Here is a 23,485-nt window from a genome sequence, read left to right on the forward strand (position 1 = left end):
TCCTAGGCGTTGTCCGGCGTCGGTAACACTCGTCCAACGAGGGGCGCGGTACGGCCACCCGGGGTACCGGCGGGGCCCCGGGCGCTGTCGGGCGTGTCGGACACCCGCACCTGTCCGGTGTGCTCGACACCGACCTCGATCCGGGAACCGGGCGGTGGCGACTGGGACAGCAGATGGGCGACGATCGTGGACCGGAGCAGTTCGAGCTCGTTGCGGATCTGACGGCCCCCGTATGCCCGTTGCTCGGGAATGGCCATGCGTCTCGTGATCCATGCGTGGACGCCGGGCCGGTCGAAGACCACCTCGACCTGGTTGCGTTCGTGTGCCGAGGCCGCGAGCTGGTCGAGCAGCCGGTCGGTGATGCCGGCGACGTGCTGCGCCCGCAGCATGTCGAACACGACCACGCCGGGTTTCAGCCGTCCGAAGATCTCCGGACGGCCGATGGCACGGAACTTCTCCTCCACGGCCCGGGAGAAGTGCCGCCGCAGCGTGTCGTAGGACGGTCCGTCACCGTTCTCCGCGGCGAGCAGCCCGGTCAGCGCCTCCGTACCGGTGTTGGAGGTGAAGATGATCAGCGACTGCGAGAAGTAGGCGGTCTGCCCCCGCCCGTCGGTCAGCCGTCCGTCCTCCAGGATCTGCAGAAACTTGTCGAGCACCGCCGGGTGTGCCTTCTCGATCTCGTCGAACAGCAGCACGCTGAAGGGCCGTTCCTGGACGCGCCGGGTCAGTTCGCCGCCCTGGTCGTATCCCACGAATCCCGGCGGTGCCCCCGCCAGCCGCTCGGCGGCGTGCTCCTGCTGGTACTCACTCATGTCGAAGCGGGCGTACGCCGTCGGGTCACCGAAGATCAGCTTCGCCACGGCCTTCGCCAGTTCCGTCTTGCCCACGCCTGTCGGTCCGACGAAGAAGAACGATCCGCGCGGCCGGGCCGCCCCCGACTCCCCGAAGTCCAGCCCGATGAACGCGGCCTGCAGTGCGACGGCCACCGCGTCGACCGCCACCTCCTGGCCGATCACCGACGACATCAGGGTCTGAGCGGCCTGCCCCATCACCGCTCGGTCGAGCTGGGACCACGGATCGACGCTGACGTTGAGCCGATGCGCCTGCATCAGCCTGTCCGGATGGCAGATCTCCACGCGGCGCAACTGCGAGGTCCTCGCCAGCGCGTCCAGTTCCCAGCCGGCCATGCCGTCCGTCGCCCCGACGAGCGCCTCCACGTCGTGCCGGGTGGCGGACTCGTGCCCGCGGAAGTCCTGCCGCAGGAACGACAGCCACAGCCTGCGTTCGGCCTGGTCCGGAGGGCCGATCTGGAGACTGGCGACCCGCGGGTCCTCCTGCCAGAACCAGCCGGGCAGCCGGTCCAGATCCCCCACCGCGACCAGCATCGCGTTTCTCGCCCGGCCCCCGGAGGCGGGGGTACTGGGCGGCACGGCGTCCGTCATCGCGGCGCGCAGCCGCAGGTACCCCTGGGCCGCTGCCGGGTCGGCCACAGGCAGGGCGTGGTCGACGTCCTCGAAGACGAAGGCGGTGGCGGCTGAGGACTGGGCAGCCAGGCGCCGCGCCTGCGCGGTCACGTCCTCCAGCGAGACCAGTCGGCGCGGAGGGCGCGGCTGCAGGAGCCCCGCCGCCGCGGACCGGCGGGCAGTGGACCGGCGCGTGCCGTCCTGGGGCGGGCCGTCTTCTCCGGGGTCCGCCGCTGCGCCGGAGCGGTTCACGTTCGCGGACACCGATGAGTCGCCGGAGGCCGCGGTTCCCGAGGCCGACCAGCCGCCGGACGGTTCCGGCGCGTCCACGGGCGACGCCTCCTTGGCGGCCGGCAGGGCGGCGACCAGCGCGTCGAACCGCTCGCGGTGGCCGGGCACCGGGAAGGTGAGCCCGTCCACCGGGTCCCACCAGCCCACCACCTCCGCGCCGCGCCCCACGAGTACGTTGACGATGAGTTCGCGAAACGGCGCCGGCCTGCCGTCGAACCACCAGCGGTCGCGGATCTGGCCGCTGATGACGACCTGGCGTCCGCGTTCCATCTCCCAGCCGAGCGACACGGCCCACAACGGCATCAGCGCGTGGGCCAGCGCCGGGCCCTCCGGAACGGCGCCGTTCTCCCCGGAGTCGGAACCCGTCACCGCCGGCGCTCCTTCCGGGCACCCGGCAGACCTCGCCCACGGCCACCCGGCGGCTTGCCCTCCCAGCGGAGTTCACCCGGTACAAAGCCGTCGTCGGCCATGGCCTGGTGCACCTGGTCGAGCAGATCCTCCGTGCTGTCGCAGGCGACCTCGGAGCCATCCCGTGCGGCGGGCACATCGGCCTCGCCGTCGACGTGGTACGCCAGCACGGGCGCCCCGCCCGGCGTGCTGGCGATGGTGGTGGAGTAGAGGGCACCGTTGGACCGCGCGAAGCGCAGGAGCAGGCCCCGGTCCTCGTCGGCGCCGCCGGTGAAGGTGAATCCCGCGCCGGACATGGCGTTCTGCAGCGCCCGGGCCAGGTGTGTGCGCCGTTCGTAGGCGAGCAGCAGTTCGTCCAGCGTGGCCTCGGCGCGGGGCAGGATCTCCTCCAGCCCGGCGACCGCGGCGAGTGCGTCGTCCGCACGCTCGGTACTCAGGGCCCCGGTCACCGCCGATAGTGAGGAGCGCAACTCCTCCGCGAGAGCGGCTTCGGCGAAGTCGACAGCGTCCCTGATCGCGTCGCGCACGGCGTCGGCGATGGTGCCGAGCCGGTCCGTTGCCTCGGCCAGCGACTCGTGGCGGAGCCGTACCTCCTCGGCAGCGCGCCGGGACGCCGCCTCCTGCCGGGCCGCCCGCTCCGCTTCCTGGGCCGCTTCTTTCCGACGAACCGCTGCCGCCTCCTCAAGGGCGGCGGCGTGCTGGACGAGTCGGTGCTCGATGGTGCCCCGCAGGGCTTCGAACCTGGCGGTGTGCCCCTCTTCGAGTGCCGTACGCAGCTGATCCATGAGGCTGGTGCAGCTGCGATGTCCCTCGGGGTCGTCCACGGCCGCCCGCGGGCCCAGGCCCGCCAGGCGGAGCGCGAGCGCTTTCAACGCCTGCCGGGGATCGCCCCGGCCGCTGCGGTCCTCCGCGGAGGACCGCAGATGCACCGTACGGCCGCGCAACCGCTCGATCTCCTCGTCCACGGAGGCGTCAGTGCCGTGGCGCAGCCGTTTGCGCAGCCGGTCCGTCTCCTCTTGGAGCCGTTCCGCGGCAGCCCTCGGGCCACCGCTCGCCTCAAGGGCGTTGATCAGCTCGTCGAGCTGAGTCAGCTTCTGCTCGGCAGCCTGGACGCGCTCCATCCGTACGCCGGTGAGTCGCTTCTCGTCCTCGGCCCTGCGCGACTCTGCCAGTTCCACCATTCGGCGCCTGCGGGCCTCCGCCCGAGCGGCCGCGAGGCGCTGTCGCTCCGCCGCCCGCTCCGCTTCACGGCGTCGGCGCTCAGCCTCCTGCCGGGCTCGGCGCTGTGCTTCCTCCTGTCGGCGGGCCGCACTGACCGCGACGGTGCTGTACTTCGGTGATCCGCTCATCCGTCCCCCGGATTTCCCCCTGCGTGGCGACTGCCGTTTCCTGGGCGCCGACCACGTACCCCGCTTCTGTCAACTGTTCCTCGACGAAGGTGCGGAAGCCCGGAACAGCCGGGACTCCGGCCCAGGAGAACTGGCCGTCATTGCCCACCGACACCTCGATGCCCGCCCCTGCATCTGTGAGTGACGTCACATGATGGTAGCGCTCCGTGAGTACGACAACACGCTGATTGGATGAACCGCGCCACAGCAGATCCCCGTGCCTGGCGGCCACATAGGGGCCGTCGACGAGCAGGTCGAGCCGATCCAGCAGGGCGCGCTGGCCCGGCGTACCGCGCAGCAACGCCTCGTGACGGAACCCCGTGTACGCCATCGCCGAGAAGTCGGGCCGTTGTTCGCGGACCGCGTCCAGCAGGTCCGCCAGCGACTGGGCCTGGCTGAAGGGCTCGCCTCCGGAGAGGGTGACGCCCTCCACGTCCGTCAGGCGCGTCAGCCAGTCGGCCACCTCGGCGACGCTGCGCATCTCGCCGCCTGCGAACGGGAGTGTCTCCGGTGCGACACAGCCCACGCAGCGCAAGGGGCAGCCCTGGACCCAGATCACCGCCCGTACGTTGGGCCCCAGCGTTCCGCAGCGGTCCAGGACACGGTTGAGGGCCAACTCGCCCCGGCGGGATGCGTCCGCCGAGCCGCGTACGTCGCCTCCGCTTCTTATGCCTCCTTCGTCGCGCATCGCCGGCAGGTGTCGAGCGATGGAGCTGGGGTCGGAGTCGGTCATGGTCGGATCACCTCGCTGTGTCCAGGGCGGGTGTCGGTCGCTCCCCAGGTGGTGGCGCCGCGCTCCTGCTGGTCGCACCAGGGGCACCAGGGCCGCTCCACCGTGTGCACGTGCCGGTCGTCACGGTCGCAGACCGTCAGACGGCCGGGTCGTGACTCCGCCAGCAGCCCCCGTGCCCAGGCGCCGGCGTCCGGCCGGGAGGCTGGGGTCCCGCACCCGGAGCGGCCGAACGCCTGGGCGAAGAGGTCCCTGATGGCTCGGGGCAGCAGGTCCGTCGGGGGAGCGGCCTTCGGCAGGACCACCGAGTCGGGGTCCGTGAACCGACATCGGCCGTTGCGCACGTTGTCGTCCAGCGAGAAGTACGGGCGGCCGTCGGCCGGGCGGCCGTGGAAGGGGTGCAGACCACCCATCAGCAGCTGGTGGACCAGGACGGCGAGGACGAAGCTGTCGGAGGAGCGGTCCGGCAGTACGTCGGAGTCGATGCCCTCGGGGGCGGTGTAGCCCGGCGAGCGCATCCGGCAGGGGAAGGCCCGTCGGCCGTCGGTGAACTGCAGCGAGTCGATGTCCGCCAACCCGGTTCGGCCCTCGGCGTCGGCCCAGAGGTTGTCCGGTTTGAGATCCCCGACCACGTAGCCCTCGGCGTGCAGGTCCGCGAGGAGGGCCGCCAGCGAAGCGGCCGTCCGCAAGGCGGTGGCCCAGGTCATCTCGGGCAGGGACTCCCGGCGTGCCGTCGGCAGCAGCAGCTGTTCGAAGGGCATGAACGCCTGGCGCATGTCCCGCATCAGATACCCGGTGACACCTCCGGACGTGACCAGGGTGTCCAGCGGCCAGGCCAGCCGACTCGGCGTTCCGCTCAGCAGTTTCACGGTCCGCGGCTCCCGTCCCTGCCGAACGAGGCTTTCCACACGCAGTCGGTACACGTCGGGTTCGGCCGCCAGGGGCACGAGTTTCGCGACCAGCCCCGGCCGCCGCTCGACGGTGTATACCGCGCCTTCCGAGCCGCTGCCCACGACCTCGCCGAGGACCCACTCGCGACCCGACGAGGACCAGGTGCGAATCACCACCGTCACCTCCCCCCGGTCCGCGTGCCGCGGCCCGTGAGCGCGCACAGCATCGTCAGGTCGTCACCGCTGCGTCCGGCCTCGGGGCTGGACAACAGGGCGCGCAGCGGTTCCGCGTCACCGCCGTTGTCCCGCAGGGCCGTCGCCAGCCCGACGAAGAACCGGGCGGAGGGCACCGGCCCGGCCGCGGTCGGCAGTCCGTGCATGTCAGGGTGGTCCAGCGTCAGCGGTACGCAGCCGTCCGTTGCCACCATGACACCGGTGAGGTCTGGATCCCAGAGGGCGAACGATCGCACTCGCATGCGAGCCCCGGGTGAGGAGAGGAAGACGGACGAGTGCCGTTCGTCAGGTGGCGGAAGCACCAGGTGGCAGCGTTCCCGTGCGCTGTCGCCGTCCATGGTCAGGACAGTGCCGAAGCAGTTTCCTACGCAGAGGAACGCGGCCCAGGGCGGTCGCACGACTACCGCGGCCAGGGTCGCGGCGAACTCTCCGGGGTCGGGGGGGTCTGCGGCGCCGACGCGCGGGACGTGGGCTCCGGCCCCCTCGTAGTCCCCCGCCGCGGGCAGGGCACGCGTCGCACGCAGCCAGGTGTCCACGACCTCCTTCGCCCGGCCACTGATCCACTCGGTCCACACCGGGCCGTCCGTGTCGCCGCCCGGTAGGTCCCGGGCAAGCGCCCGGCACGCGATGTCGACCGCCAGATGGGCTCCCAGGGCACTGCGGTCCCGACTGCCGGCACCGTCGGCGACGGCCAGTACGACGCCCTCGCCGCCCTCGCACCGGGCGGACTTGAGGGCGTCCTGGCAACCGATTCCCGAGGCGAGGTGGTCGGTGCCCTGCACCACGGCCCCCGATACGAACAGCCCGCGGTGGTCGTCCACTAGAGGTGCTTCTCCGCCAGGTCGTTCATGGCCTTCTGCAGCGCGGCCTGCCGGGCGACCTCACGGTGCACTTCCCCGGCCGTGCCGATCGAACTGACCCGGTCGGAACTGCGGAGCAGAAACTGCAGGATCTGGGTGAAGTCGAGGCCTTCCAGCATGAACGTGGCGTCCGGCGCGAGTACTTCGAGGAGTCGGCGGTCGGCGCCCTGGACACCGATCGTGAGGAAGACGCATCCGTCGGGGGGCAAGGCCGCTTCCGCCACACGCAACCGGTCGGCGAGCGGGGCCAGTTCCGCCGTGTCCAGTGCCCGGCCCCGCTCATCGCTCGGCGCGCCGTCCGTCACCAGCCAGATCAGCGGCCGAAGTACGGACAGCCGGCGGGCCTCCAGAGTTCGGCGGCGTTCGGCGGCGAGCCGCAGAGCGACATCCAGCGCGGGCTCAAGACAGGTGTAGCCCTCCGCGGTGAGCGGAGGAGGGGACAACTTGTCCACCGGTACGAAGACGCGGTCGGAGTCCGCCTGTTCCGCGGTGACGAGAGCGGAGGCGCCTGCGTCGTACACCCGGACCTGCGAACCGAAGGTGATCAGACAGGTCTCCACCCGCGCCCGCAGCCGGGCCTGGGACCGAACGCTCTCGAACAGGGTGGTGAGCGCCGAGTCGACCTCGGCGATGCGGGGGTTGGACGCGGGGCGGGCCATGGAGCCCGAGGCGTCGAGGAGGATGACGACAGGCTGCCGTTCGTCGAGCCCGGACGCGAACCCGATGTCGTAGTCCGTGGTCATGCGGCGCCCGGCTTCCCGGCGGTCCTCGGGTCGTCGCCGGGATCGGCTTCCGTCATGAGCAGGCGCCCCTTCCCGGAGTCGAAGGCGAGCCGCACCAGACGCCCGGGTATCGCGTCCACGCGGGCCGGCAGGGCCCGCAGCAGGACGCCGTCGACCAGGACGTACGCGTCAGGTGCGGGCCATGTGACCACGCGCCCCACCGAGCCGTGGGCGCCCGACCATAACTCCGTCATGTGCTCAACCTTTCGTGGCACAGACCGATCCGGTGGCCACCGAGTGTATTTGGGTGGAAGCAGGTTGTCGCAGGATTCGTTCAGCAGGGCTCTGGGCCGGCTTCGAGCCGGCGGGCCGGTCCGGCGGGGAACGAACCAGCTGAAGCAGTCGCCATCCACGGCATCGACGGTGCGAGCCTCCTGGGCAACTTCAGGTGTGGGTTCGACATCCGTGTACGTCGACGACGGCACGGATGAGCATCCGGATCTCCCCGCGCCCCGGCCCGGCCTGGTCGCTGTGCGTGCGGCTGGTTCACCAGAGCACGCGACTGAGGCCGGCTCGGGAAGCGAGTGTGCTGGGACTGTGCCGTCGAGCGAGCGGATCTCACAGCGGCACACATGGCGCCGCTTCTCAATCGTGACGTGTCGTGGGAATGGCCTCCGGTCAGGACCGTGGGAAATGATCACCGAGGCCGTGGGAAACGATCTCCGAGGGGCCTGGCCTACTGCCTGAACAGCGCGTTCCGTCGGTTTCCCACATCGAACGAGCTTGGGCCGCGACCATCAGGTCGCGGCCCGAGCTCGTTACGTTGTCGGCCCGTCGCGCGCGACACCGGCCACCCTCGCTCGTTGTGTTCGAGACGTTACGGGCAGATGTGGGGCAGATCTCGTCAGGATGACATATCCCCATGTCAGAGCACCGTCAGCACTGCGGAACCAATGGTTCCGGTGCCCCGGGAGGGCTCCTCGCATGGCTGACGACCAGGTCCGCGGATAGCGTCGTACTACTATTTCACGCTTGTTTGGAGCTGGACCGGAATATCCCCAGGCGTACCTGCGGGCCCACCAGCGACCCGGACGCTCCGGGAAACAACACGTGAGGACCCGATGGCAGCCCTCGAGCAAGGCCCCGCACTCGCGCTGTTCGACGAGGAGGTGCGCGCGGAGTTCGGCAACCCCGCACGCTTCTCCGCCTCCTCCGCCGCCTCGCCCCGCACCCTTGTCGACCTCCTCGACGCCTCCGTCCGGGCGTACCCCGACGAGCCCGCGCTGGACGACGGGCACCGCTGCCTCACGTACCGTGACCTGGCCGTCGAGATCGAGGCCCTGCGGCGGCGGCTGAGCGCCGCCGGGGTCGGCCTCGGCGACCGGGTCGGTGTCCGGGTCCCCTCCGGCACCAACGAGCTGTACGTCGCGATCCTCGCCGTACTGGCCGCTGGTGCCGCCTATGTGCCGGTGGACGCCGAGGACCCGGACGAGCGGGCCGAGCTGGTGTTCGGCGAGGCGGCGGTGCGCGCGGTCGTCGGCGCCGGGCACGAGCTGACCGTCAACGGCCGGTCGGAGGCTGTCGCCGCCCGGCCCGGAGTCGAGCACGACGCGTGGATCATCTTCACCTCCGGATCCACCGGCAAGCCCAAGGGCGTCGCCGTCAGTCACCGCAGCGCCGCCGCGTTCGTGGACGCCGAGGCCGAGCTGTTCCTGACCGAGGACCCGATCGGGCCCGGTGACCGGGTCATGGCCGGGCTCTCCGTCGCCTTCGACGCCTCCTGCGAGGAGATGTGGCTGGCCTGGCGCTACGGCGCCTGTCTGGTGCCCGTGCCGCGCGCGCAGGTCCGCAGCGGTGCGGACCTCGGGCCCTGGCTGGTGGAGCAGGAGATCACCGTCGTCTCCACCGTGCCCACGCTGGCCGCCCTGTGGGAGCCCGAGACGCTCAACGAGGTCCGGCTGCTGATCTTCGGCGGTGAGGCCTGCCCGCCCGAGCTGGTCCAGCGGCTGGTGACCGAGGGCCGCGAGGTGTGGAACACCTACGGGCCCACCGAGGCCACCGTCGTCGCCTGTGCCTCCCTCATGACCGGCGAGGAGCCGATCCGGATCGGACTGCCGTTGAACGGCTGGGAGCTGGCCGTGGTCGATGAGGCCGGCGAGCCCGTGGCCATGGGCGACAGCGGCCAGCTCGTGATCGGCGGGGTCGGGCTCGCCCGGTATCTCGACGCCGAGAAGGACGCGGAGAAGTACGCGCCGCTGGAGTCGCTGGGCTGGGAGCGGGCGTACCGCAGTGGTGACCTGGTCAAGGCCGAGCCGGAGGGGCTGATCTTCCTCGGACGGGCCGACGAGCAGATCAAGCTCGGCGGGCGCCGGATCGAGCTCGGTGAGGTGGACGCGGCCCTGCAGGCCCTGCCCGGGGTCGCGGGCGCGGCCGCCGCCGTGCGCACCGCGCGCAGCGGCAACCAGCTGCTCGTCGGTTATGTGGTCACCCAGGACGGCTGGGATCAGGCCACCGCCGTGGAGAGGCTGCGCGCCGAGCTGCCCGCCGCCCTGGTGCCGCTGCTCGCCCCGGTCGAGGACCTGCCGACCCGGACGTCCGGCAAGGTCGACCGCAACGCGCTGCCCTGGCCGCTGGAGGGCCTGGAGACGGGCGCCGCGAAAGAACAGCTCTACGGCACCGAGGCCTGGCTCGCCGAGCAGTGGAGCGAGGTGCTCGGCATCCCCGTCGCGGGCGCGTCCGACGACTTCTTCGCGATCGGCGGCAGCAGCCTCGCCGCCGCCCAGCTCACGACCAGGCTGCGCACCCGCTATCCGAGCGCGGCGGTCCTGGACATCTACCAGCAGCCCGTCCTGCGCAAGCTGGCCCGGCGCCTGGAGAAGTCCGCGCAGGACGACGGCGCCGAGCGGATCGTCGCGCCGGTCCCGCTGCGCGCCAAGGCGACCCAGCTGCTTCTGCTGATCCCGCTGTTCACGCTGCTCGGGCTGCGCTGGACCGTGGCGCTGGCCGCGCTCGGGAACGTACTGCACTGGTTCGGGCCTTATCCGTGGGCGCCGAGCGCGTCGTGGTGGCTCGTCGCCGCCGGTGCGCTCGTCTTCTTCAGTCCGCCGGGGCGGCTCGCGATCGCGGCGGGCGGGGCGCGGCTGCTGCTGCGGGACGTGAAGGCCGGGCGTTACCCGCGCGGTGGAAGCGTTCATCTCCGGCTCTGGACGGCCGAGCGGCTCGCCGAGTTCAGCGGCGCGACCTCGCTCACCGGTTCCTGGCTGGAGCGGTACGCCCGTGCCCTGGGCGCCAAGATCGGCCCGGACGTGGACCTGCACTCGCTGCCGCCGGTGACCGGCATGCTCAAGCTCGGCCGGGGTGCTGCTGTCGAGTCCGAGGTGGACCTGTCGGGGCACTGGCTGGACGGCGACCGGCTGGAGATCGGCCCGGTCAAGGTGGGCGCGCACGCGGTGGTCGGCACGCGCAGCCTGCTCTTCCCCGGTGCGCGCGTGGGCAAGCGGGCCGAGGTGGCCCCCGGCTCCGCCGTGTCCGGACACATTCCGACCGGGCAGCGCTGGGCCGGAGCCCCCGCGGTCAAGCTCGGCAAGGCGAAGCGCGCCTGGCCCAACGAACGGCCGCAGCGCGGCACGTACTGGCGGGCGATGTACGGCGCGACCGGGTTCGCCCTGTCCGCGCTGCCCCTGCTGGCGGGCGTCGCCGCCCTGCTCGTGGCGCATGTGTTCGTGAGCGCGGACGCCGGGCTCGGCGCGGCCCTGCGCGGTGCCGCGCTCGCTTTGGTGCCGGCGACGCTCGCTTTCGGTCTCGCCTACGCGCTGCTGCTCCTGGTCGCCGTGCGTCTGCTGAGCCTCGGGCTGCACGAGGGCACGCATCCGACGCACGGCCGCGTCGGCTGGCAGGCCTGGACGGTCACCCAGCTGATGGACCGCTCTCGCGAGACGCTGTTCCCGCTGTATGCCGGGCTGATCACGCCGGTGTGGCTGCGGCTGCTCGGCATGAAGATCGGGCGGGGCGCCGAGGTCTCCACCGTCCTCGCGCTGCCCAGCCTCACCACCGTCGGTGAGGGCGCCTTCCTCGCGGACGACACGCTGACCGCACCGTACGAGCTCGGTGGCGGTTGGATGCGGATCGGGCGGGCCGAGATCGGCCGCCGGGCGTTCCTCGGCAACTCCGGGATGACCGCGCCGGGCCGCAGCGTGCCGGACGGCGGCCTGGTCGGTGTGCTGTCGGCGACGCCGAAGAAGGCGAAGAAGGGCAGTTCGTATCTGGGGCTGCCGCCGGTGAAGCTGCCGCGTTCGACGCAGGACGGCGACCGGAGCCGTACGTACGACCCGCCCGTGCGCCTGTTGTGGGGGCGGGGCCTGGTCGAGCTGTGCCGGATCGTGCCGGTGTTCTGCTCGGCGGCGCTGGCCGTACTGACGGTGGCCGCACTGAGTGCGCTGGGGGCGTGGGGCTGGGCGCTGTCCGGGGTGGTGCTGCTCGCCGTGGGCGCTCTCGCGTGCCTCGTCTCCATCCTGGCGAAGTGGCTGCTCGTGGGCCGGCACCGGAGCGGTGAGCACCCGCTGTGGAGCGGATTCGTGTGGCGCAACGAGCTCGCGGACACGTTCGTCGAGGTCGTCGCCGTGCCGTGGCTGGCCGGCTCCGTGCCCGGTACGCCGCTGATGACGGCGTGGCTGCGCGGGCTCGGCGCCCGCATCGGCCGGGGCACCTGGGTGGAGAGCTACTGGCTGCCCGAGACCGACCTGGTCACGCTGGAGGACGCGGCGACGGTGAACCGGGGCTGTGTGCTGCAGACCCACCTCTTCCACGACCGGATCTTGCGGACGGATACTGTAGTTCTCCGTGAGGGCGCCACCCTGGGCCCGGGCGGAATCGTCCTGCCCGGCAGCACCGTCGGGGCCCGCTCCACCCTGGGTCCCGCGTCGCTGGTGATGGCGGCGGAGTCCGTTCCCGACGACACCCGCTGGCTGGGCAACCCGATCGAGGCATGGCGTTCATAGAAGACATGACCGGATCGGATACGAAGGGCGGTACAGCGGCAAGTCGTACGAGCACAGGGCAGGGAGCAGTCGCAGCGGTGAGTGTTCAGCAGACAGTGGGATCGGACCCGTACTTCCCGGCCAACGGTGATCCCCGCTACCGGGTGCATCGGTACGAGCTCGCGCTGGACTACCGTCCCGGCCCGAACCGGCTCTCCGGCACCGCGCGGCTCAACGCCATAGCCGGCCGGGCGCCGCTCACCGAATTCCAGCTGAACCTGGCCGACTTCCGGATCGGCCGGGTCCGCGTGGACGGCAAGGCGCCGCACTACACGCACCGCGGCGGCAGGCTGCGCATCCGCCCGGCGAAGCCGATCCGGGCCGGCGCCGCCTTCACCATCGAGGTGCACTGGTCGGGCAACCCCAAGCCGGTCAACAGCCCCTGGGGCGGGCTCGGTTGGGAGGAGCTGGAGGACGGGGCGCTGGTGGCGAGCCAGCCGACCGGGGCGCCGTCCTGGTACCCGTGCAACGACCGCCCGGCCGACAAGGCCTCGTACCAGATCTCGATCACCACCCCCTCCGCCTACTCGGTGGTGGCGGGCGGCCGGCTGCTGACGCGTACGACGAAGGCTTCCACGACCACGTGGGTGTACGAGCAGGCGGCGCCGACGTCCAGCTATCTGGTCGGGTTGTCGATCGGGAAGTACCAGACGGTGCTGCTCGGCGACCCGGGCCTCGGCGGCGTACCGCAGTCCGGTCATCTGCCCGCGCATCTGCTCTCCGAGTTCTCCCGGGACTTCGCGCGGCAGCCCGCGATGATGGAGCTGTTCGAGGACCTCTTCGGGCCGTATCCCTTCGGCGAGTACGCGGTGGTCGTGACGGAGGAAGAACTCGATGTCCCGGTCGAGGCACAGGGGTTGTCGCTGTTCGGCGCCAACCACGTGGACGGGGCGCGCGGGTCGGAGCGGCTGATCGCGCACGAGCTGGCGCACCAGTGGTTCGGCAACAGCGTCTCCATCGCGGACTGGCGGCACATCTGGCTGAACGAGGGCTTCGCGAAGTACGCGGAGTGGCTCTGGTCGGAGCGGTCCGGCGGCCGTACGGCGCAGCGACTGGCCGCCGCAGCGCACCGGAAGCTGTCCGCGCAGCCGCAGGACCTGGTCCTGTCCGCCCCGGGCCGCAAGCTGATGTTCGACGACCGGCTCTACGAGCGCGGCGGGCTCACCCTGCACGCGCTGCGCTGCGCGATGGGTGACGACGCCTTCTTCCGCATGCTGCGCGGCTGGGCCACCCTGCACCGGAGCGGAGCGGTCACCACGGCGGCCTTCACCGCGCACGCATCCCGCTACACGGCGGAGCCCCTGGACGACGTGTTCGCGGCCTGGCTGTACGAGCCCGCCCTCCCACCCGTGCCGACGCTCGCCGCGCCGGTTCCCGCCCGGCCCACGTACCCGCCGACGAACGCCGACTCGGCCTAGACCCTCGGCAGAATGGCAGCCATGACCAGTCGTTCCTGCCCCTGCGGGCTTCCCGAGCCGTACGCGAAGTGCTGCGGGCGCTTCCACCGCGGTGAGGCCGCGGCACCGACCGCCGAGGCGCTGATGCGGTCGCGGTACTGCGCCTTCGTGAAGGAGGACGAGGGGTATCTGCTGAGGACCTGGCATCCACGAACGCGGCCTGCGCGGGTGGAGTTCGACCCCCGGATGCGGTGGACGGGGCTGGAGATTCTCGGTACGAGTCAGGGGTCGGCGTTCCACTCCGTGGGGACCGTGACGTTCCGGGCCTCCTACCGGGGCGGCTCGCTGCACGAGCGCAGCCGCTTCGAGCGGGTCGACGGGACGTGGGTGTACGTGGACGGCGACTTTCTCGACCAGTAGAAGGGGACTGCCTCGACCAGTGGAGCCGGTGGGGCCTACGGCGCCAGGATGTCCAGCTCCTGGAGTGCGCCGACCGTGATCTCGCGGGTGAGCTCCTCGGCGCGGGCCGCGTCGCCTTCCCGTACGGCCTCCGCGACCTGGACGTGGAGCGTGACGGCGGCGGGGTCGGGGTCCTCGAACATGACCTCGTGGTGGGTACGGCCCGCCAGGACCTCCGCGACGACGTCACCGAGACGGGCGAACATCTCGTTGCCCGACGCGTTGAGAATCACCCGGTGGAAGGCGACGTCGTGGACGAGATACGCCTCCAGCTGGTGCCCGCGTGACGTGGCGACCATGCCCAGGGCGCACTCGGTGAGTTCGGCGCACTGCTCGGCCGTGGCATGCCGGGCGGCCAGGCCCGCGGCGATCGGCTCGACGGCGGAGCGCAGCACGGTGAGCGAACGCAGCTGGTGGGGGCGGTCGGCGCCGGCCAGCCGCCAGCGGATGACCTGAGGGTCGTAGACGTTCCACTCGGATTTGGGGCGGACCGTGACGCCCACGCGGCGGCGGGACTCGACGAGGTGCATGGATTCGAGAACCCGGACCGCCTCGCGCATCACGGAGCGCGATACCTCGAAGCGCTGCGCGAGTTCGTCCGTGCGCAGCACGCTGCCGGGCGGGTACTCCCCCGCCGTGATCGCCGGCCCGAGGGTTTCCAGTACATGTCCGTGCAGCCCCCGGCCCCGTGTGGTCATGGGGTCAGCGTACGAGGCCATCGCCAGGAACAAAAAGTCAGACTTATATGTCACAGACTCTTGAATTCGTCGTACCTAATGAGTTTCAGTGTCGTCGACATCAGATGTCGATGAAGACGATGAAGACGGCGAGAGCACGATGCAGCTGACGCGTACCCCCCATGTCGTCGTGGTCATGGGCGTGGCAGGAACCGGCAAGACCACCATCGGTCCCCTGCTCGCGGCCCGGCTCGGCGTTCCGTACGCCGAGGGCGACGACTTCCACCCGCAGGCCAACATCGCCAAGATGACGGCCGGCACACCGCTGACCGACGAGGACCGTTGGCCGTGGCTGGACGCGATCGGCGCCTGGGCGCACGAGCGGGCCGGACTCGGCGGAGTGGTCAGCAGCTCGGCGCTGAAGCGCAGTTACCGGGACCGGCTGCGGGCAGCGGCACCCGGAGTCGTGTTCGTGCACCTCACCGGTGAACGCAAGCTCATCGAGGACCGGATGTCGCACCGCCAGGGGCACTTCATGCCGACAGCGCTCCTGGACTCCCAGTTCGCCACCCTGCAGCCGCTGGAGGCGGACGAGGCGGGTGTCGCCGTGGACGTGTCGGGCGGCCCCGAGGAGATCACCGAGCGGGCCGTTGCCGCGCTCCAAGGGCTCGCCCAGCCCTCGCAGTAACCCTTCGCCGTACCCCTGTCCCCTTCGTACCTTTCTCAAGCAAGGGATCAACCGTGACCAGACTCAGCGCCGAGATGCTGGCAGCGGACGCCGTCGAGCCGATCACCTCGGCAGGCCATGCTCAGCTGGGCATCGCCGTGCTGGCGGGCATCGCCGTCATCGTCCTGCTCATCACCAAGTTCAAGCTGCATGCGTTCCTGGCCCTGACCATCGGCTCGCTCGCCCTCGGCGCGTTCGCCGGGGCCCCGCTCGACAAGACCATCGCCAGCTTCACGACCGGGCTCGGCTCGACCGTCGCCGGCGTCGGTGTACTGATCGCGCTGGGCGCGATCCTCGGCAAGCTGCTCGCCGACTCCGGCGGCGCCGACCAGATAGTCGACACGATCCTCGCCAAGGCGGGCGGGCGCGCCATGCCGTGGGCGATGGTGCTGATCGCCTCCGTGATCGGTCTGCCGCTGTTCTTCGAGGTCGGCATCGTGCTGCTGATCCCGGTGGTCCTGATGGTCGCCAAGCGCGGCAACTACTCCCTGATGCGCATCGGCATCCCGGCACTGGCAGGTCTGTCCGTGATGCACGGCCTGATCCCGCCGCACCCCGGTCCGCTGGTCGCGATCGACGCGGTCAAGGCCAACCTCGGCCTCACGCTCGCGCTCGGTGTCCTGGTCGCCATCCCGACGGTGATCATCGCCGGTCCGCTCTTCTCGCGCTACGCGGCCCGCTGGGTGGACGTCCCCGCCCCCGACCGGATGATCCCGACCCGCGCCTCCGAGGACCTGGCGAAGCGCCCCGGCTTCGGCGCCACCCTCGCCACGATGCTGCTGCCGGTCATCCTGATGCTGTCCAAGGCCCTGGTCGACATCATCGTCGACGACCCCACGGACCGGGTGCAGCGCGTCTTCGACGTCATCGGTGCGCCGCTGATCGCCCTGCTCGCGGCCGTCATCGTCGGTATGTTCACGCTGGGCCGCGCGGCCGGCTTCACCAAGGACCGCCTCGCGACGACCGTCGAGAAGTCCCTCGCCCCGATCGCGGGCATCCTGCTGATCGTCGGCGCGGGTGGCGGCTTCAAGGCGACCCTGATCGACTCCGGTGTGGGCCAGATGATCCTGGACATCTCCAAGGACTGGTCGATCCCCGCGCTGCTGCTCGCCTGGCTGATCGCGGTGGCCATCCGGCTCGCCACCGGTTCGGCGACCGTCGCGACCATCTCGGCGGCCGGTCTCGTCGCACCCCTCGCGGCCGACATGTCGACCGCGCACACCTCCCTCCTCGTCCTGGCGATCGGCGCGGGCTCGCTCTTCTTCAGCCACGTGAACGACGCCGGCTTCTGGCTGGTCAAGGAGTACTTCGGCCTGAACGTCGGCCAGACCATCAAGACCTGGTCGGTGATGGAGACGATCATCTCGGTGGTCGGCGGAGGACTGGTCCTGCTGCTGTCCCTCGTGATCTAGGAGTACACGGATGAGTCACCCGCTCTTCGACATCAGCGGCCGTACGGCTCTTGTCACCGGCTCCAGCCGCGGCATCGGGCTCGCACTGGCGCGCGGTCTCGCGGAGGCCGGCTGCACGGTCGTCCTCAACGGGCGCGACCCCGAACGGCTCACCAAGGCCGCCTCGGAGCTGCCCGGTGACGTCCACACCGCGGTGTTCGACGTCACCGACGGGCCCTCGGTGGCCGCCGGCATAGCGGACGTCGAGGAGCGGGTGGGACCGCTCGACATCCTCGTCAACAACGCGGGCATGCAACTGCGCGCCCCGCTCCTGGAGTTCACGGACACGGACTGGCACCGCATCCTGAACACCAACCTGACGAGCGCGTTCCTGGTGGGCCGTGAGGCCGCGCGGCGGATGACCGAACGCGGCCACGGCAAGATCGTCAACATCTGCTCGCTGCAGAGCGAGGTCGTCCGCCCGGGCATCGCCCCCTACGCGGCCACCAAGGGCGCGCTGAAGATGCTCACCAAGGGCATGTGCGCGGACTGGGGCCCGCACGGCGTGCAGGTCAACGGGCTCGGCCCCGGCTACATCGAGACCCGGCTCACCAGACCGCTGGTGGACGACGAGGAGTTCAGCGCCTGGGTGCGGCGGCGCACCCCGGCCGGGCGGTGGGGACGTACCGACGACCTGGTCGGCGGCGTGCTCTTCCTCGCCTCTCCCGCGGCGGACTTCGTCAGCGGGCAGGTGCTGTACGTCGACGGCGGCATGACGAGTGTGCTCTGAAAGGGAGTCGGCGATGCTCGGTTGCGTGATCCACGGCCAGGGCGACCTGCGGGTCGACGAACTGCCCGTGCCCTCCCCCGGTCCCGGTCAGGCGCTCGTCGCCGTCCGGTACGGCGGGGTGTGCGGGTCCGACCTGCACTACTGGCGGCACGGCGGGGTCGGTGACTTCCGGCTGCGGGAGCCGATGGTGCTGGGCCACGAGGTCGTCGGGACGGTGGTCTCGTACGGTGACGGGGCCTCAGGTCCCGTGCCGGGAACGGCTGTTGCCGCGCACCCGGCCACTGCGTGCGGGGGCTGTCCCGAGTGCGTCGACGGCCGCGCCAACGTGTGCCGTGACACCCGGTACCTGGGCAGCGCGGCGCGCACGCCGCACATCCAGGGCGGTTTCGCGGCCCAAGTCGTGGTCCCGGCCGGCCAGTTGCGGGCGTTGCCCGCGGGCCTGGACCTCCGGCGGGCCGCGCTCGCCGAGCCGCTGTCCGTCGCACTGCACGCGATGCGGCGGGCCGGAGCCGTCGCCGACCGCCATGTGCTGGTGACGGGCGCCGGGCCCATCGGCTGCCTCGTGGTGGCCGCCGCGAAGGCCGCGGGCGCCGCACGGGTCACGGTCACGGATCTGCTGCCGCGAGCGCTGTCGTACGCCGTCTCGGCCGGCGCGGACACGGTCGTACGGGCCGACGATCCCGCCGATCCCGCCTGGCCCCGCGAGGTCGACGTCGCCATCGAGGCGTCCGGTGTCGCCGCGGGCCTCGACACCTGCCTCCGCCTGGTGCGGCGCGGCGGCGTCGTCGTGCAGCTGGGCATGCTGCCGCCCGGGCAGAGCCCGTTCGCGGGGAACCTGGTGGTGAGCCGGGAGATCGAGTTGCGGGGTGCGTTCCGCTTCGACGGGGAGTTCGACGACGCGATCGCACTGCTCGCGGTCGAGTCCTCGTTCGACGGCCTCGTCAGCGCGGTGGTCCCCGTCCGGGAGGCGGAGTCGGCCTTCGCTCTCGCCGCCGACCGGAACAAGTCCTGCAAGGTGCTGCTGGATTTCGCCTCCTGAGCCCTTCCTGCGGCTGCTTTCGCCTCCCGAACACTTCCTGCGGCTGCTTTCGCATCCTCGGCGAAGTGTCTTCCCGGACGGCATCGGTGGTGCCGTCATGAGCCCCCCGAGGACGACCCGCGGCCACCGAGCCTGAGCGGCGACGCCCCGGGGGCGATCGCAACCGGCGGCGGTGCCGCACCAGCGGGTCCGGCGCGATCCGGCGCGGGCCGCGAGGGTGCCGCGGCACGTCCAGGTGGCCGCGCCGATGCTGCCGGCGGCGTACTCAGGGCCGCCAGAGGCGATGCTCGCTCTCCGCCCACTCCCGGCTCACCGACCCCGTCCGCAGCCCCTGAGCGGCGACGCCCCGGGGGCGATCGCAACCGGCGGCGGTGCCGCACCAGCGGGTCCGGCGCGATCCGGCGCGGGCCGCGAGGGTGCCGCGGCACGTCCAGGTGGCCGCGCCGATGCTGCCGGCGGCGTACTCAGGGCCGCCAGAGGCGATGCTCGCTCTCCGCCCACTCCCGGCTCACCGACCCCGTCCGCAGCCCCTGAGCGGCGACGCCCCGGGGGCGATCGCAACCGGCGGCGGTGCTGCACCAGCGGGTCCGGCGAGATCCGGCGCGGGCCGCGAGGGTGCCGCGGCACGCCCAGGTGGCCGCGCCGATGCTGCCGGCGGCGTACTCAGGGCCGCCAGAGGCGATGCTCGCTCTCCGCCCACTCCCGGCTCACCGACCCCGTCCGCAGCCCCTCCCGGGCCTCCGGATCGCCCAGCGCCATGCCGATGTGGCCGGCGAGGACGATGCCGATCGTCAGAGCCAGCCAGTCGTGCACGAAGGTCGCGCTGGTGCGCCACATCAGAGACGTGAGGTGGGTGAACCACATCAGCAGGCCCGTGCCCAGCATCACCAGCGAGGCCCCGGCGATCCAGGCCGCGTAGATCTTCTGCCCGGCGTTGAACTTGCCCGCCGGGCGGGACTCCGGGCTCTTGTCGCGACGCAGCGCCGCGCGCAGCCACACCCGGTCGTGCGGCCCGAAGCGGTTCAGGAAGCCCAGGTCGGCGCGGAAGGCGCGAGAGGCCAGGCCCGCCAGGACGGGCACCGGGAGCAGCACGCCCGCCACTTCATGGATCCTGACCACGAGCTCGCGGCGGCCGACGAGTTCGGCGAGCTGGGGGATGTAGAGGCAGGCCGCGGTGGCCACGCACACGCCCATCAGCAGGGCGGTCGCACGGTGCACCCAGTGCTCGGCGCGGCTGAAGCGCCGCACCCGGGCGGAGCGCGGGGACACGGCCGGGGTGTCGTCAACTCGTGGGTGCATCGTCGCGTCCGTTCGAGCGGCCGACCCACGCGTCCACGTCGTAGCCCCGGTCCTCCCAGTAACCGGGACGGACGTCCTCGGTGACGGTGATGCCGGAGAGCCACTTGGCGGACTTGTAGAAGTACATGGGGGCTACGTAGAGGCGGACGGGGCCGCCGTGGTTGTGGCCGAGGGGCTTGTCCTGCATGCGCAGGGCCACCAGGACGTCGGCGCGGCGGGCCTGCCGCAGCGTGAGGCTCTCCGTGTACGTCCCGTCGAAGCAGGTGAACCGGATCGACCCGGCCGAGGAGCGCACTCCCGCGGCGTCCAGCAGCCGGGACAGGCGTACGCCCTCGAAGGGTGTGCCCGGCACCCGCCAGCCCGTGACGCACTGGACGTCGTGCACGAGGCGGGTCTGGGGCAGCGCTCGCAGCTCGGCGAGGGTGTAGGACCTGGGGTGGTCGACCAGGCCGTCGATGGTGAGGCGGTAGTTCGTCTCGTTCTTGTGGGGGACGGAGGACGCCACCGAGTAGTAGCGGAAGCCGCCGCCGTTGGGCAGCAGACCGGTGAGGCCCGTGGGGTCCTTCTCGGAGGCGCCGGCGAGGAAGGATTCGAGGCCGCGCTGGATCGGTGGCGCGGCGATCACACCGAGCGCGCCGAGTCCGAGCGTGCCGAGCAGCACCCGGCGGCCGATCGGCGCCCCACGCTCCTCGGGCCGCTCCGGACCCCGGTCGTGCGGAGTTCGCTCCTCGGACCGCTTGGGACTTCGCTCTTCGGGTCGCTCCCGGGCCCGCTCGTCGGATCGCTCCGGTTCGCGCTCCTCGGGCTGTTCAGGGTTCACACACTGATTCGAGCACCCGCGACCCCCAAAAGGCCAGCGGCGGCGGGTGCCCGTCAGCGTTCCGTAATCACTTCTTACGTGCCGTTCGTCAGGCGTGCTCCAGGCAGGCCGCTTCAGGACGCGGACTCGGCCGCCTTGTCCAGCTGGAACGCCTCGTTGCCGAGCCCGATCCGGGCGTGCGCCCCAGGCTTGCGGGCGCGCAGCACCAGGCCCTGGATCACGCCGATGACCAGCGCGGCCGCGATAATGCCGGGCAGCAGCCAACTCAGCGAGGAGCCGGGGCCCGCACCGACGAGGACGTCGAAGTCCTTGACCGTGTAGACCGCGATGACGAGCAGCGCGACGCCCGCGACGGCGGAGGTGGCGAGGCGCCAGGCCTGGGCCCGCGCGGCGCCCCGGCGGGCGAAGAAGACGATGACGGAGAGCGAGGCGGCGGCCATCAGCACGATGACGCCGAGCGCGCCGATGTTGCCGCCCCAGGTGAACAGGTGCAGCACGGGTGCGGTCGGATCGCCGGTCGGCTTGTCGTCGGCGACCGCGAAGGCGATCACGAACACCAGGGACACGGCGGTCTGCAGCAGGGAGCCGGTGCCGGGGGCACCGCTGGTGCCGGCCGTCCGGCCGAAGGCAGCGGGCAGCAGTCCCTCGCGGCCCATGGCGAAGGCGTAGCGCGCGACGACGTTGTGGAAGCTGAGCATCGCCGCGAACATGCCGGTCACGAACAGGACGTGCAGGACGTCCGTGAAGGTGCCGCCGAGCCGCGACTCGGTGAGGAAGAAGAGCAGGCCCGCGCTCTGCTTCTGGGAGGCGCCGACGATCCCGGAGGGGCCGGTGGCCACGGTGAGCGCCCAGCAGCTGAGCGCGAAGAAGACGGCGACACCGGCGACGGCGAGGAACATCACGCGCGGCACGAGGATGTGCGGCCGGCTGGTCTCCTCCGCGTACACGGGGGCCTGTTCGAAGCCGAGGAAGGCGGCGACGCAGAAGCAGAGCGCGGTGCCGACCCCGGCACCGGTGAGGGTGTCCGGGTTGAAGGCGTGCAGCGACAGGCCCTGCTTCGCCGGGTCGGCGACCGCGGCGATGTCGAAGATGACGACGAGGGCCACCTCGATGATCAGCAGCACGCCCAGCACGCGCGCGTTGACGTCGATCTTCAGCCAGCCGAGCGCGCCGACGACGAGCACGGCCGCCAACGCCGGTATCCACCAGGCGATTTCGAGGTCCAGGTAGGTGGAGAACAGCCCGGACACCTCGAAGCCGAAGATGCCGTAGATGCCGACCTGGAGGGCGTTGTACGCGACGAGGGCGATCAGCGCCGCTCCCGCGCCGGCGGTGCCGCCGAGGCCACGCGAGATGTACGCGTAGAAGGCGCCGGCGTTGTGGACGTGCCGGCTCATCTCGGCGTACCCGACGCTGAAGAGCACCAGGACGACGCCGAGGATGACGAAGAGCAGCGGCTGTCCGACGATGCCCATCACCGCGAATGTGGTGGGCATGACACCCGCGACCACCATGAGCGGGGCGGTCGCCGCGAGGACGGACAGCAGCAGACCGCCCGTGCCCAGCCGGTCGGCGCGCAGGGCGCGCTCCTGTCCCTTGAAGGTGCTGATGCCGCCGCCGTCGACGGCCGGTCTGCCCGTGTTCGACGTACTCGATGTGCTCGAACTGCCCGTCGTCATCGCGGGGTTGTCCTTTCGGATGTTCGGATCTCGGGGGTGTTCGGGGGTCTGGATCGGTCGCGCGCGGTCGTTCACACCGTGCCGAGCGCGCTGTCGCGAGCGGCACGGAAGGCTTTGTACGGGTCGCGGTCCGGGTACGACCACGGCACCGGGGTGGCGTGCTCTCCGATGCGGTGGAACAGGGCGGCCGCCTCGGCGCCCCGGCCCTCGCAGAACTTGGCGTGGGCGAGGAAGTTGAGGTCGACGAAGCGGCGCGGGTGGTCGTCGCGTTCCCACTCCAGCCACCAGTCGAAGGCGGCCTTCATCACCTGGCGGGCCCGGCGACCGACCCAATGCCCGGAAGCGACCGGATCGGCGGGCTCGCTGCCCGCGGTGGCGAGCACGCGGTAGCGCTCGGCGTGCGCGACGACCGGGAGGACGGCGAGGGGCGAGTCGGCGGGGGCCTGTTCGGCGGCCCAGTTGGCGAAGTCGTACACCTCGTGCAGCGGGTCCTGGCCCGCTTCGGCCCGACGTTCGGCGAGCCGGGCGACCATCAGATGGTGGGCGTGGTGGTGATCGGGGTAGCGGTGACGCACCTCGTCGAAGAGCTGGACCACATCGTCCTCGGTACCGAGGGAGCGCTCCAGGACGAGCAGGCCGAGCCAGGGGGTGGGGTCGGCGGGCGCGAGTGCCGCGGCGGCGTTGCAGGCCTCGCGGGCGCGCTCCGGGCGCTCCTTGCCCTTCAGGGTGCGCTGGACGGCGGCGCAGCCGAGGAGTACGGCGGCGTCGGCGGACTCCGGTTCGGCGAGCTGCCAGTCGCGGGCCCAGGCGAGCGCGGCGGACTCCTGCGCGAGGACGGTGACGCGATGACCACGCCGATCCCAGTCGTCGCCGGTCGCGGCGAGCAGTGCGCGGACCGCGGTCCATCGCCCCTGGTTCAACGAGGCGCGCGCGGCAACGAGTTCGGCGTCGTCGAGCGCGGCGTCGAAGGCCTGGGCCGCGCGCTTGCGACCGCGGCCGAGGGGAGGTGGGGGTGGTGACACCGCGGGTCTTCCTCACAGGCGCGGCTCGTCAGGAGTCGATCACGCACAGCAAACCCGCAGCCATGGGTTCACGTCAAGGGCCGACCGATTCGCTACACGTGTCAACTTGCCTTGCGAGCCGCGGAGTTGAACCCGCGACCCGCCGCGCCGACGGGGATGTGTG

At 71.6% G+C, this 23,485-nt stretch carries 19 protein-coding genes; 7 read left to right on the forward strand and 12 right to left on the reverse strand.

From position 1 onward, the window contains the following. Positions 1–2 precede the first annotated feature (2 nt). From OG390_RS10645 to OG390_RS10675, 7 genes are read right to left on the reverse strand one after another with little or no spacing between them, the layout of a single operon-like run. On the reverse strand, positions 3–2,123 hold the full coding sequence (locus OG390_RS10645; protein ID WP_406166945.1) for an AAA family ATPase: 2,121 nt from the start codon (positions 2,121–2,123) through the stop codon (positions 3–5). Beyond that, on the reverse strand, positions 2,120–3,511 hold the full coding sequence (locus OG390_RS10650; RefSeq protein ID WP_406166947.1) for a hypothetical protein: 1,392 nt from the start codon (positions 3,509–3,511) through the stop codon (positions 2,120–2,122). Before OG390_RS10650 ends, OG390_RS10645 begins: the two co-directional genes overlap by 4 nt. Next, the gene (locus OG390_RS10655; protein ID WP_406166949.1) at positions 3,423–4,283 is read right to left on the reverse strand and encodes a 4Fe-4S single cluster domain-containing protein; all 861 of its coding nucleotides are present in this window, start codon (positions 4,281–4,283) and stop codon (positions 3,423–3,425) included. Before OG390_RS10655 ends, OG390_RS10650 begins: the two co-directional genes overlap by 89 nt. Beyond that, positions 4,280–5,347: a hypothetical protein gene (locus OG390_RS10660; protein ID WP_406166951.1), complete on the reverse strand. Its 1,068-nt coding sequence runs from the start codon at positions 5,345–5,347 to the stop codon at positions 4,280–4,282. Before OG390_RS10660 ends, OG390_RS10655 begins: the two co-directional genes overlap by 4 nt. A gap of 2 nt (positions 5,348–5,349) precedes the next feature. Then, a complete protein-coding gene (locus tag OG390_RS10665; RefSeq protein ID WP_406166953.1) occupies positions 5,350–6,225 on the reverse strand; it encodes a protein phosphatase 2C domain-containing protein in 876 nt (291 codons plus the stop codon). Further along, positions 6,225–7,007, reverse strand: coding sequence for a vWA domain-containing protein (locus tag OG390_RS10670; RefSeq protein WP_406166954.1), 783 nt, complete (start codon positions 7,005–7,007; stop codon positions 6,225–6,227). Before OG390_RS10670 ends, OG390_RS10665 begins: the two co-directional genes overlap by 1 nt. Continuing rightward, positions 7,004–7,240 carry a hypothetical protein gene (locus tag OG390_RS10675; protein ID WP_406166956.1) on the reverse strand — a complete coding sequence of 79 codons (237 nt, stop codon included), beginning with the start codon at positions 7,238–7,240 and terminating at the stop codon, positions 7,004–7,006. Before OG390_RS10675 ends, OG390_RS10670 begins: the two co-directional genes overlap by 4 nt. Positions 7,241–8,107: 867 nt before the next feature. Between OG390_RS10675 and OG390_RS10680 the strand changes: the two genes are divergently transcribed. The 3 genes from OG390_RS10680 (at position 8,108) to OG390_RS10690 (ending at position 13,839) form a co-directional block, all read left to right on the forward strand. Next, positions 8,108–11,983, forward strand: a complete 3,876-nt coding sequence (locus OG390_RS10680) for a Pls/PosA family non-ribosomal peptide synthetase (RefSeq protein WP_406166957.1) — start codon at positions 8,108–8,110, stop codon at positions 11,981–11,983. Between the two features lie 77 nt (positions 11,984–12,060). Continuing rightward, on the forward strand, positions 12,061–13,440 hold the full coding sequence (locus OG390_RS10685; RefSeq protein ID WP_406166959.1) for a M1 family metallopeptidase: 1,380 nt from the start codon (positions 12,061–12,063) through the stop codon (positions 13,438–13,440). 21 nt (positions 13,441–13,461) lie between these two features. Then, positions 13,462–13,839, forward strand: coding sequence for a YchJ family protein (locus OG390_RS10690; RefSeq protein ID WP_406166961.1), 378 nt, complete (start codon positions 13,462–13,464; stop codon positions 13,837–13,839). Between the two features lie 35 nt (positions 13,840–13,874). Here OG390_RS10690 and OG390_RS10695 read toward each other — a convergent pair whose 3' ends face one another. Further along, positions 13,875–14,576 carry a FadR/GntR family transcriptional regulator gene (locus tag OG390_RS10695; RefSeq protein WP_399096665.1) on the reverse strand — a complete coding sequence of 234 codons (702 nt, stop codon included), beginning with the start codon at positions 14,574–14,576 and terminating at the stop codon, positions 13,875–13,877. 139 nt (positions 14,577–14,715) lie between these two features. On the opposite strand from OG390_RS10695, the gene OG390_RS10700 reads away from it, so the two are divergent. Genes OG390_RS10700 through OG390_RS10715 form a run of 4 tightly spaced genes read left to right on the forward strand, consistent with a single transcriptional unit; the run spans position 14,716 to position 18,502 of the window. Then, positions 14,716–15,243, forward strand: coding sequence for a gluconokinase (locus OG390_RS10700; RefSeq protein WP_406166963.1), 528 nt, complete (start codon positions 14,716–14,718; stop codon positions 15,241–15,243). 53 nt (positions 15,244–15,296) lie between these two features. Further along, positions 15,297–16,694, forward strand: coding sequence for a gluconate:H+ symporter (locus OG390_RS10705; protein ID WP_406166965.1), 1,398 nt, complete (start codon positions 15,297–15,299; stop codon positions 16,692–16,694). A 10-nt stretch (positions 16,695–16,704) separates the two neighbouring features. Beyond that, entirely contained in the window at positions 16,705–17,463 is a 759-nt protein-coding gene (locus tag OG390_RS10710) for an SDR family oxidoreductase (protein WP_406166967.1), read from the forward strand. 13 nt (positions 17,464–17,476) lie between these two features. Then, on the forward strand, positions 17,477–18,502 hold the full coding sequence (locus OG390_RS10715) for an L-idonate 5-dehydrogenase (RefSeq protein WP_406166968.1): 1,026 nt from the start codon (positions 17,477–17,479) through the stop codon (positions 18,500–18,502). A gap of 663 nt (positions 18,503–19,165) precedes the next feature. On the opposite strand, the gene OG390_RS10720 is transcribed toward OG390_RS10715, so the two are convergent. From OG390_RS10720 to OG390_RS10735, 4 genes are all read right to left on the reverse strand, one after another. After that, a complete protein-coding gene (locus OG390_RS10720) occupies positions 19,166–19,801 on the reverse strand; it encodes a cytochrome b/b6 domain-containing protein (RefSeq protein ID WP_406166969.1) in 636 nt (211 codons plus the stop codon). Further along, positions 19,785–20,621 (reverse strand): molybdopterin-dependent oxidoreductase, encoded by an 837-nt coding sequence (locus tag OG390_RS10725; RefSeq protein WP_406166971.1) that lies wholly within the window; start codon positions 20,619–20,621, stop codon positions 19,785–19,787. Before OG390_RS10725 ends, OG390_RS10720 begins: the two co-directional genes overlap by 17 nt. A 113-nt stretch (positions 20,622–20,734) precedes the next feature. Continuing rightward, the gene (locus OG390_RS10730) at positions 20,735–22,300 is read right to left on the reverse strand and encodes an APC family permease (RefSeq protein ID WP_406166973.1); all 1,566 of its coding nucleotides are present in this window, start codon (positions 22,298–22,300) and stop codon (positions 20,735–20,737) included. A gap of 71 nt (positions 22,301–22,371) precedes the next feature. Beyond that, the gene (locus OG390_RS10735; protein WP_406166975.1) at positions 22,372–23,322 is read right to left on the reverse strand and encodes a hypothetical protein; all 951 of its coding nucleotides are present in this window, start codon (positions 23,320–23,322) and stop codon (positions 22,372–22,374) included. Positions 23,323–23,485 lie beyond the last annotated feature (163 nt).

The organism is Streptomyces sp. NBC_00996, from assembly GCF_045162675.1.
Taxonomy (GTDB): domain Bacteria; phylum Actinomycetota; class Actinomycetes; order Streptomycetales; family Streptomycetaceae; genus Streptomyces.

Excerpts from the sequence above, each read along its gene's own strand:
- OG390_RS10650 (WP_406166947.1), bottom strand. The coding sequence starts at position 3,511 with ATGAGCGGATCACCGAAGTACAGCACCGTCGCGGTCAGTGCGGCCCGC.
- OG390_RS10655 (WP_406166949.1), bottom strand. The coding sequence starts at position 4,283 with ATGACCGACTCCGACCCCAGCTCCATCGCTCGACACCTGCCGGCGATG.
- OG390_RS10670 (WP_406166954.1), bottom strand. The coding sequence starts at position 7,007 with ATGACCACGGACTACGACATCGGGTTCGCGTCCGGGCTCGACGAACGG.
- OG390_RS10675 (WP_406166956.1), bottom strand. The coding sequence starts at position 7,240 with ATGACGGAGTTATGGTCGGGCGCCCACGGCTCGGTGGGGCGCGTGGTC.
- OG390_RS10680 (WP_406166957.1), top strand. The coding sequence starts at position 8,108 with ATGGCAGCCCTCGAGCAAGGCCCCGCACTCGCGCTGTTCGACGAGGAG.
- OG390_RS10690 (WP_406166961.1), top strand. The coding sequence starts at position 13,462 with ATGACCAGTCGTTCCTGCCCCTGCGGGCTTCCCGAGCCGTACGCGAAG.
- OG390_RS10695 (WP_399096665.1), bottom strand. The coding sequence starts at position 14,576 with ATGACCACACGGGGCCGGGGGCTGCACGGACATGTACTGGAAACCCTC.
- OG390_RS10700 (WP_406166963.1), top strand. The coding sequence starts at position 14,716 with ATGCAGCTGACGCGTACCCCCCATGTCGTCGTGGTCATGGGCGTGGCA.
- OG390_RS10710 (WP_406166967.1), top strand. The coding sequence starts at position 16,705 with ATGAGTCACCCGCTCTTCGACATCAGCGGCCGTACGGCTCTTGTCACC.
- OG390_RS10715 (WP_406166968.1), top strand. The coding sequence starts at position 17,477 with ATGCTCGGTTGCGTGATCCACGGCCAGGGCGACCTGCGGGTCGACGAA.
- OG390_RS10720 (WP_406166969.1), bottom strand. The coding sequence starts at position 19,801 with ATGCACCCACGAGTTGACGACACCCCGGCCGTGTCCCCGCGCTCCGCC.
- OG390_RS10730 (WP_406166973.1), bottom strand. The coding sequence starts at position 22,300 with ATGACGACGGGCAGTTCGAGCACATCGAGTACGTCGAACACGGGCAGA.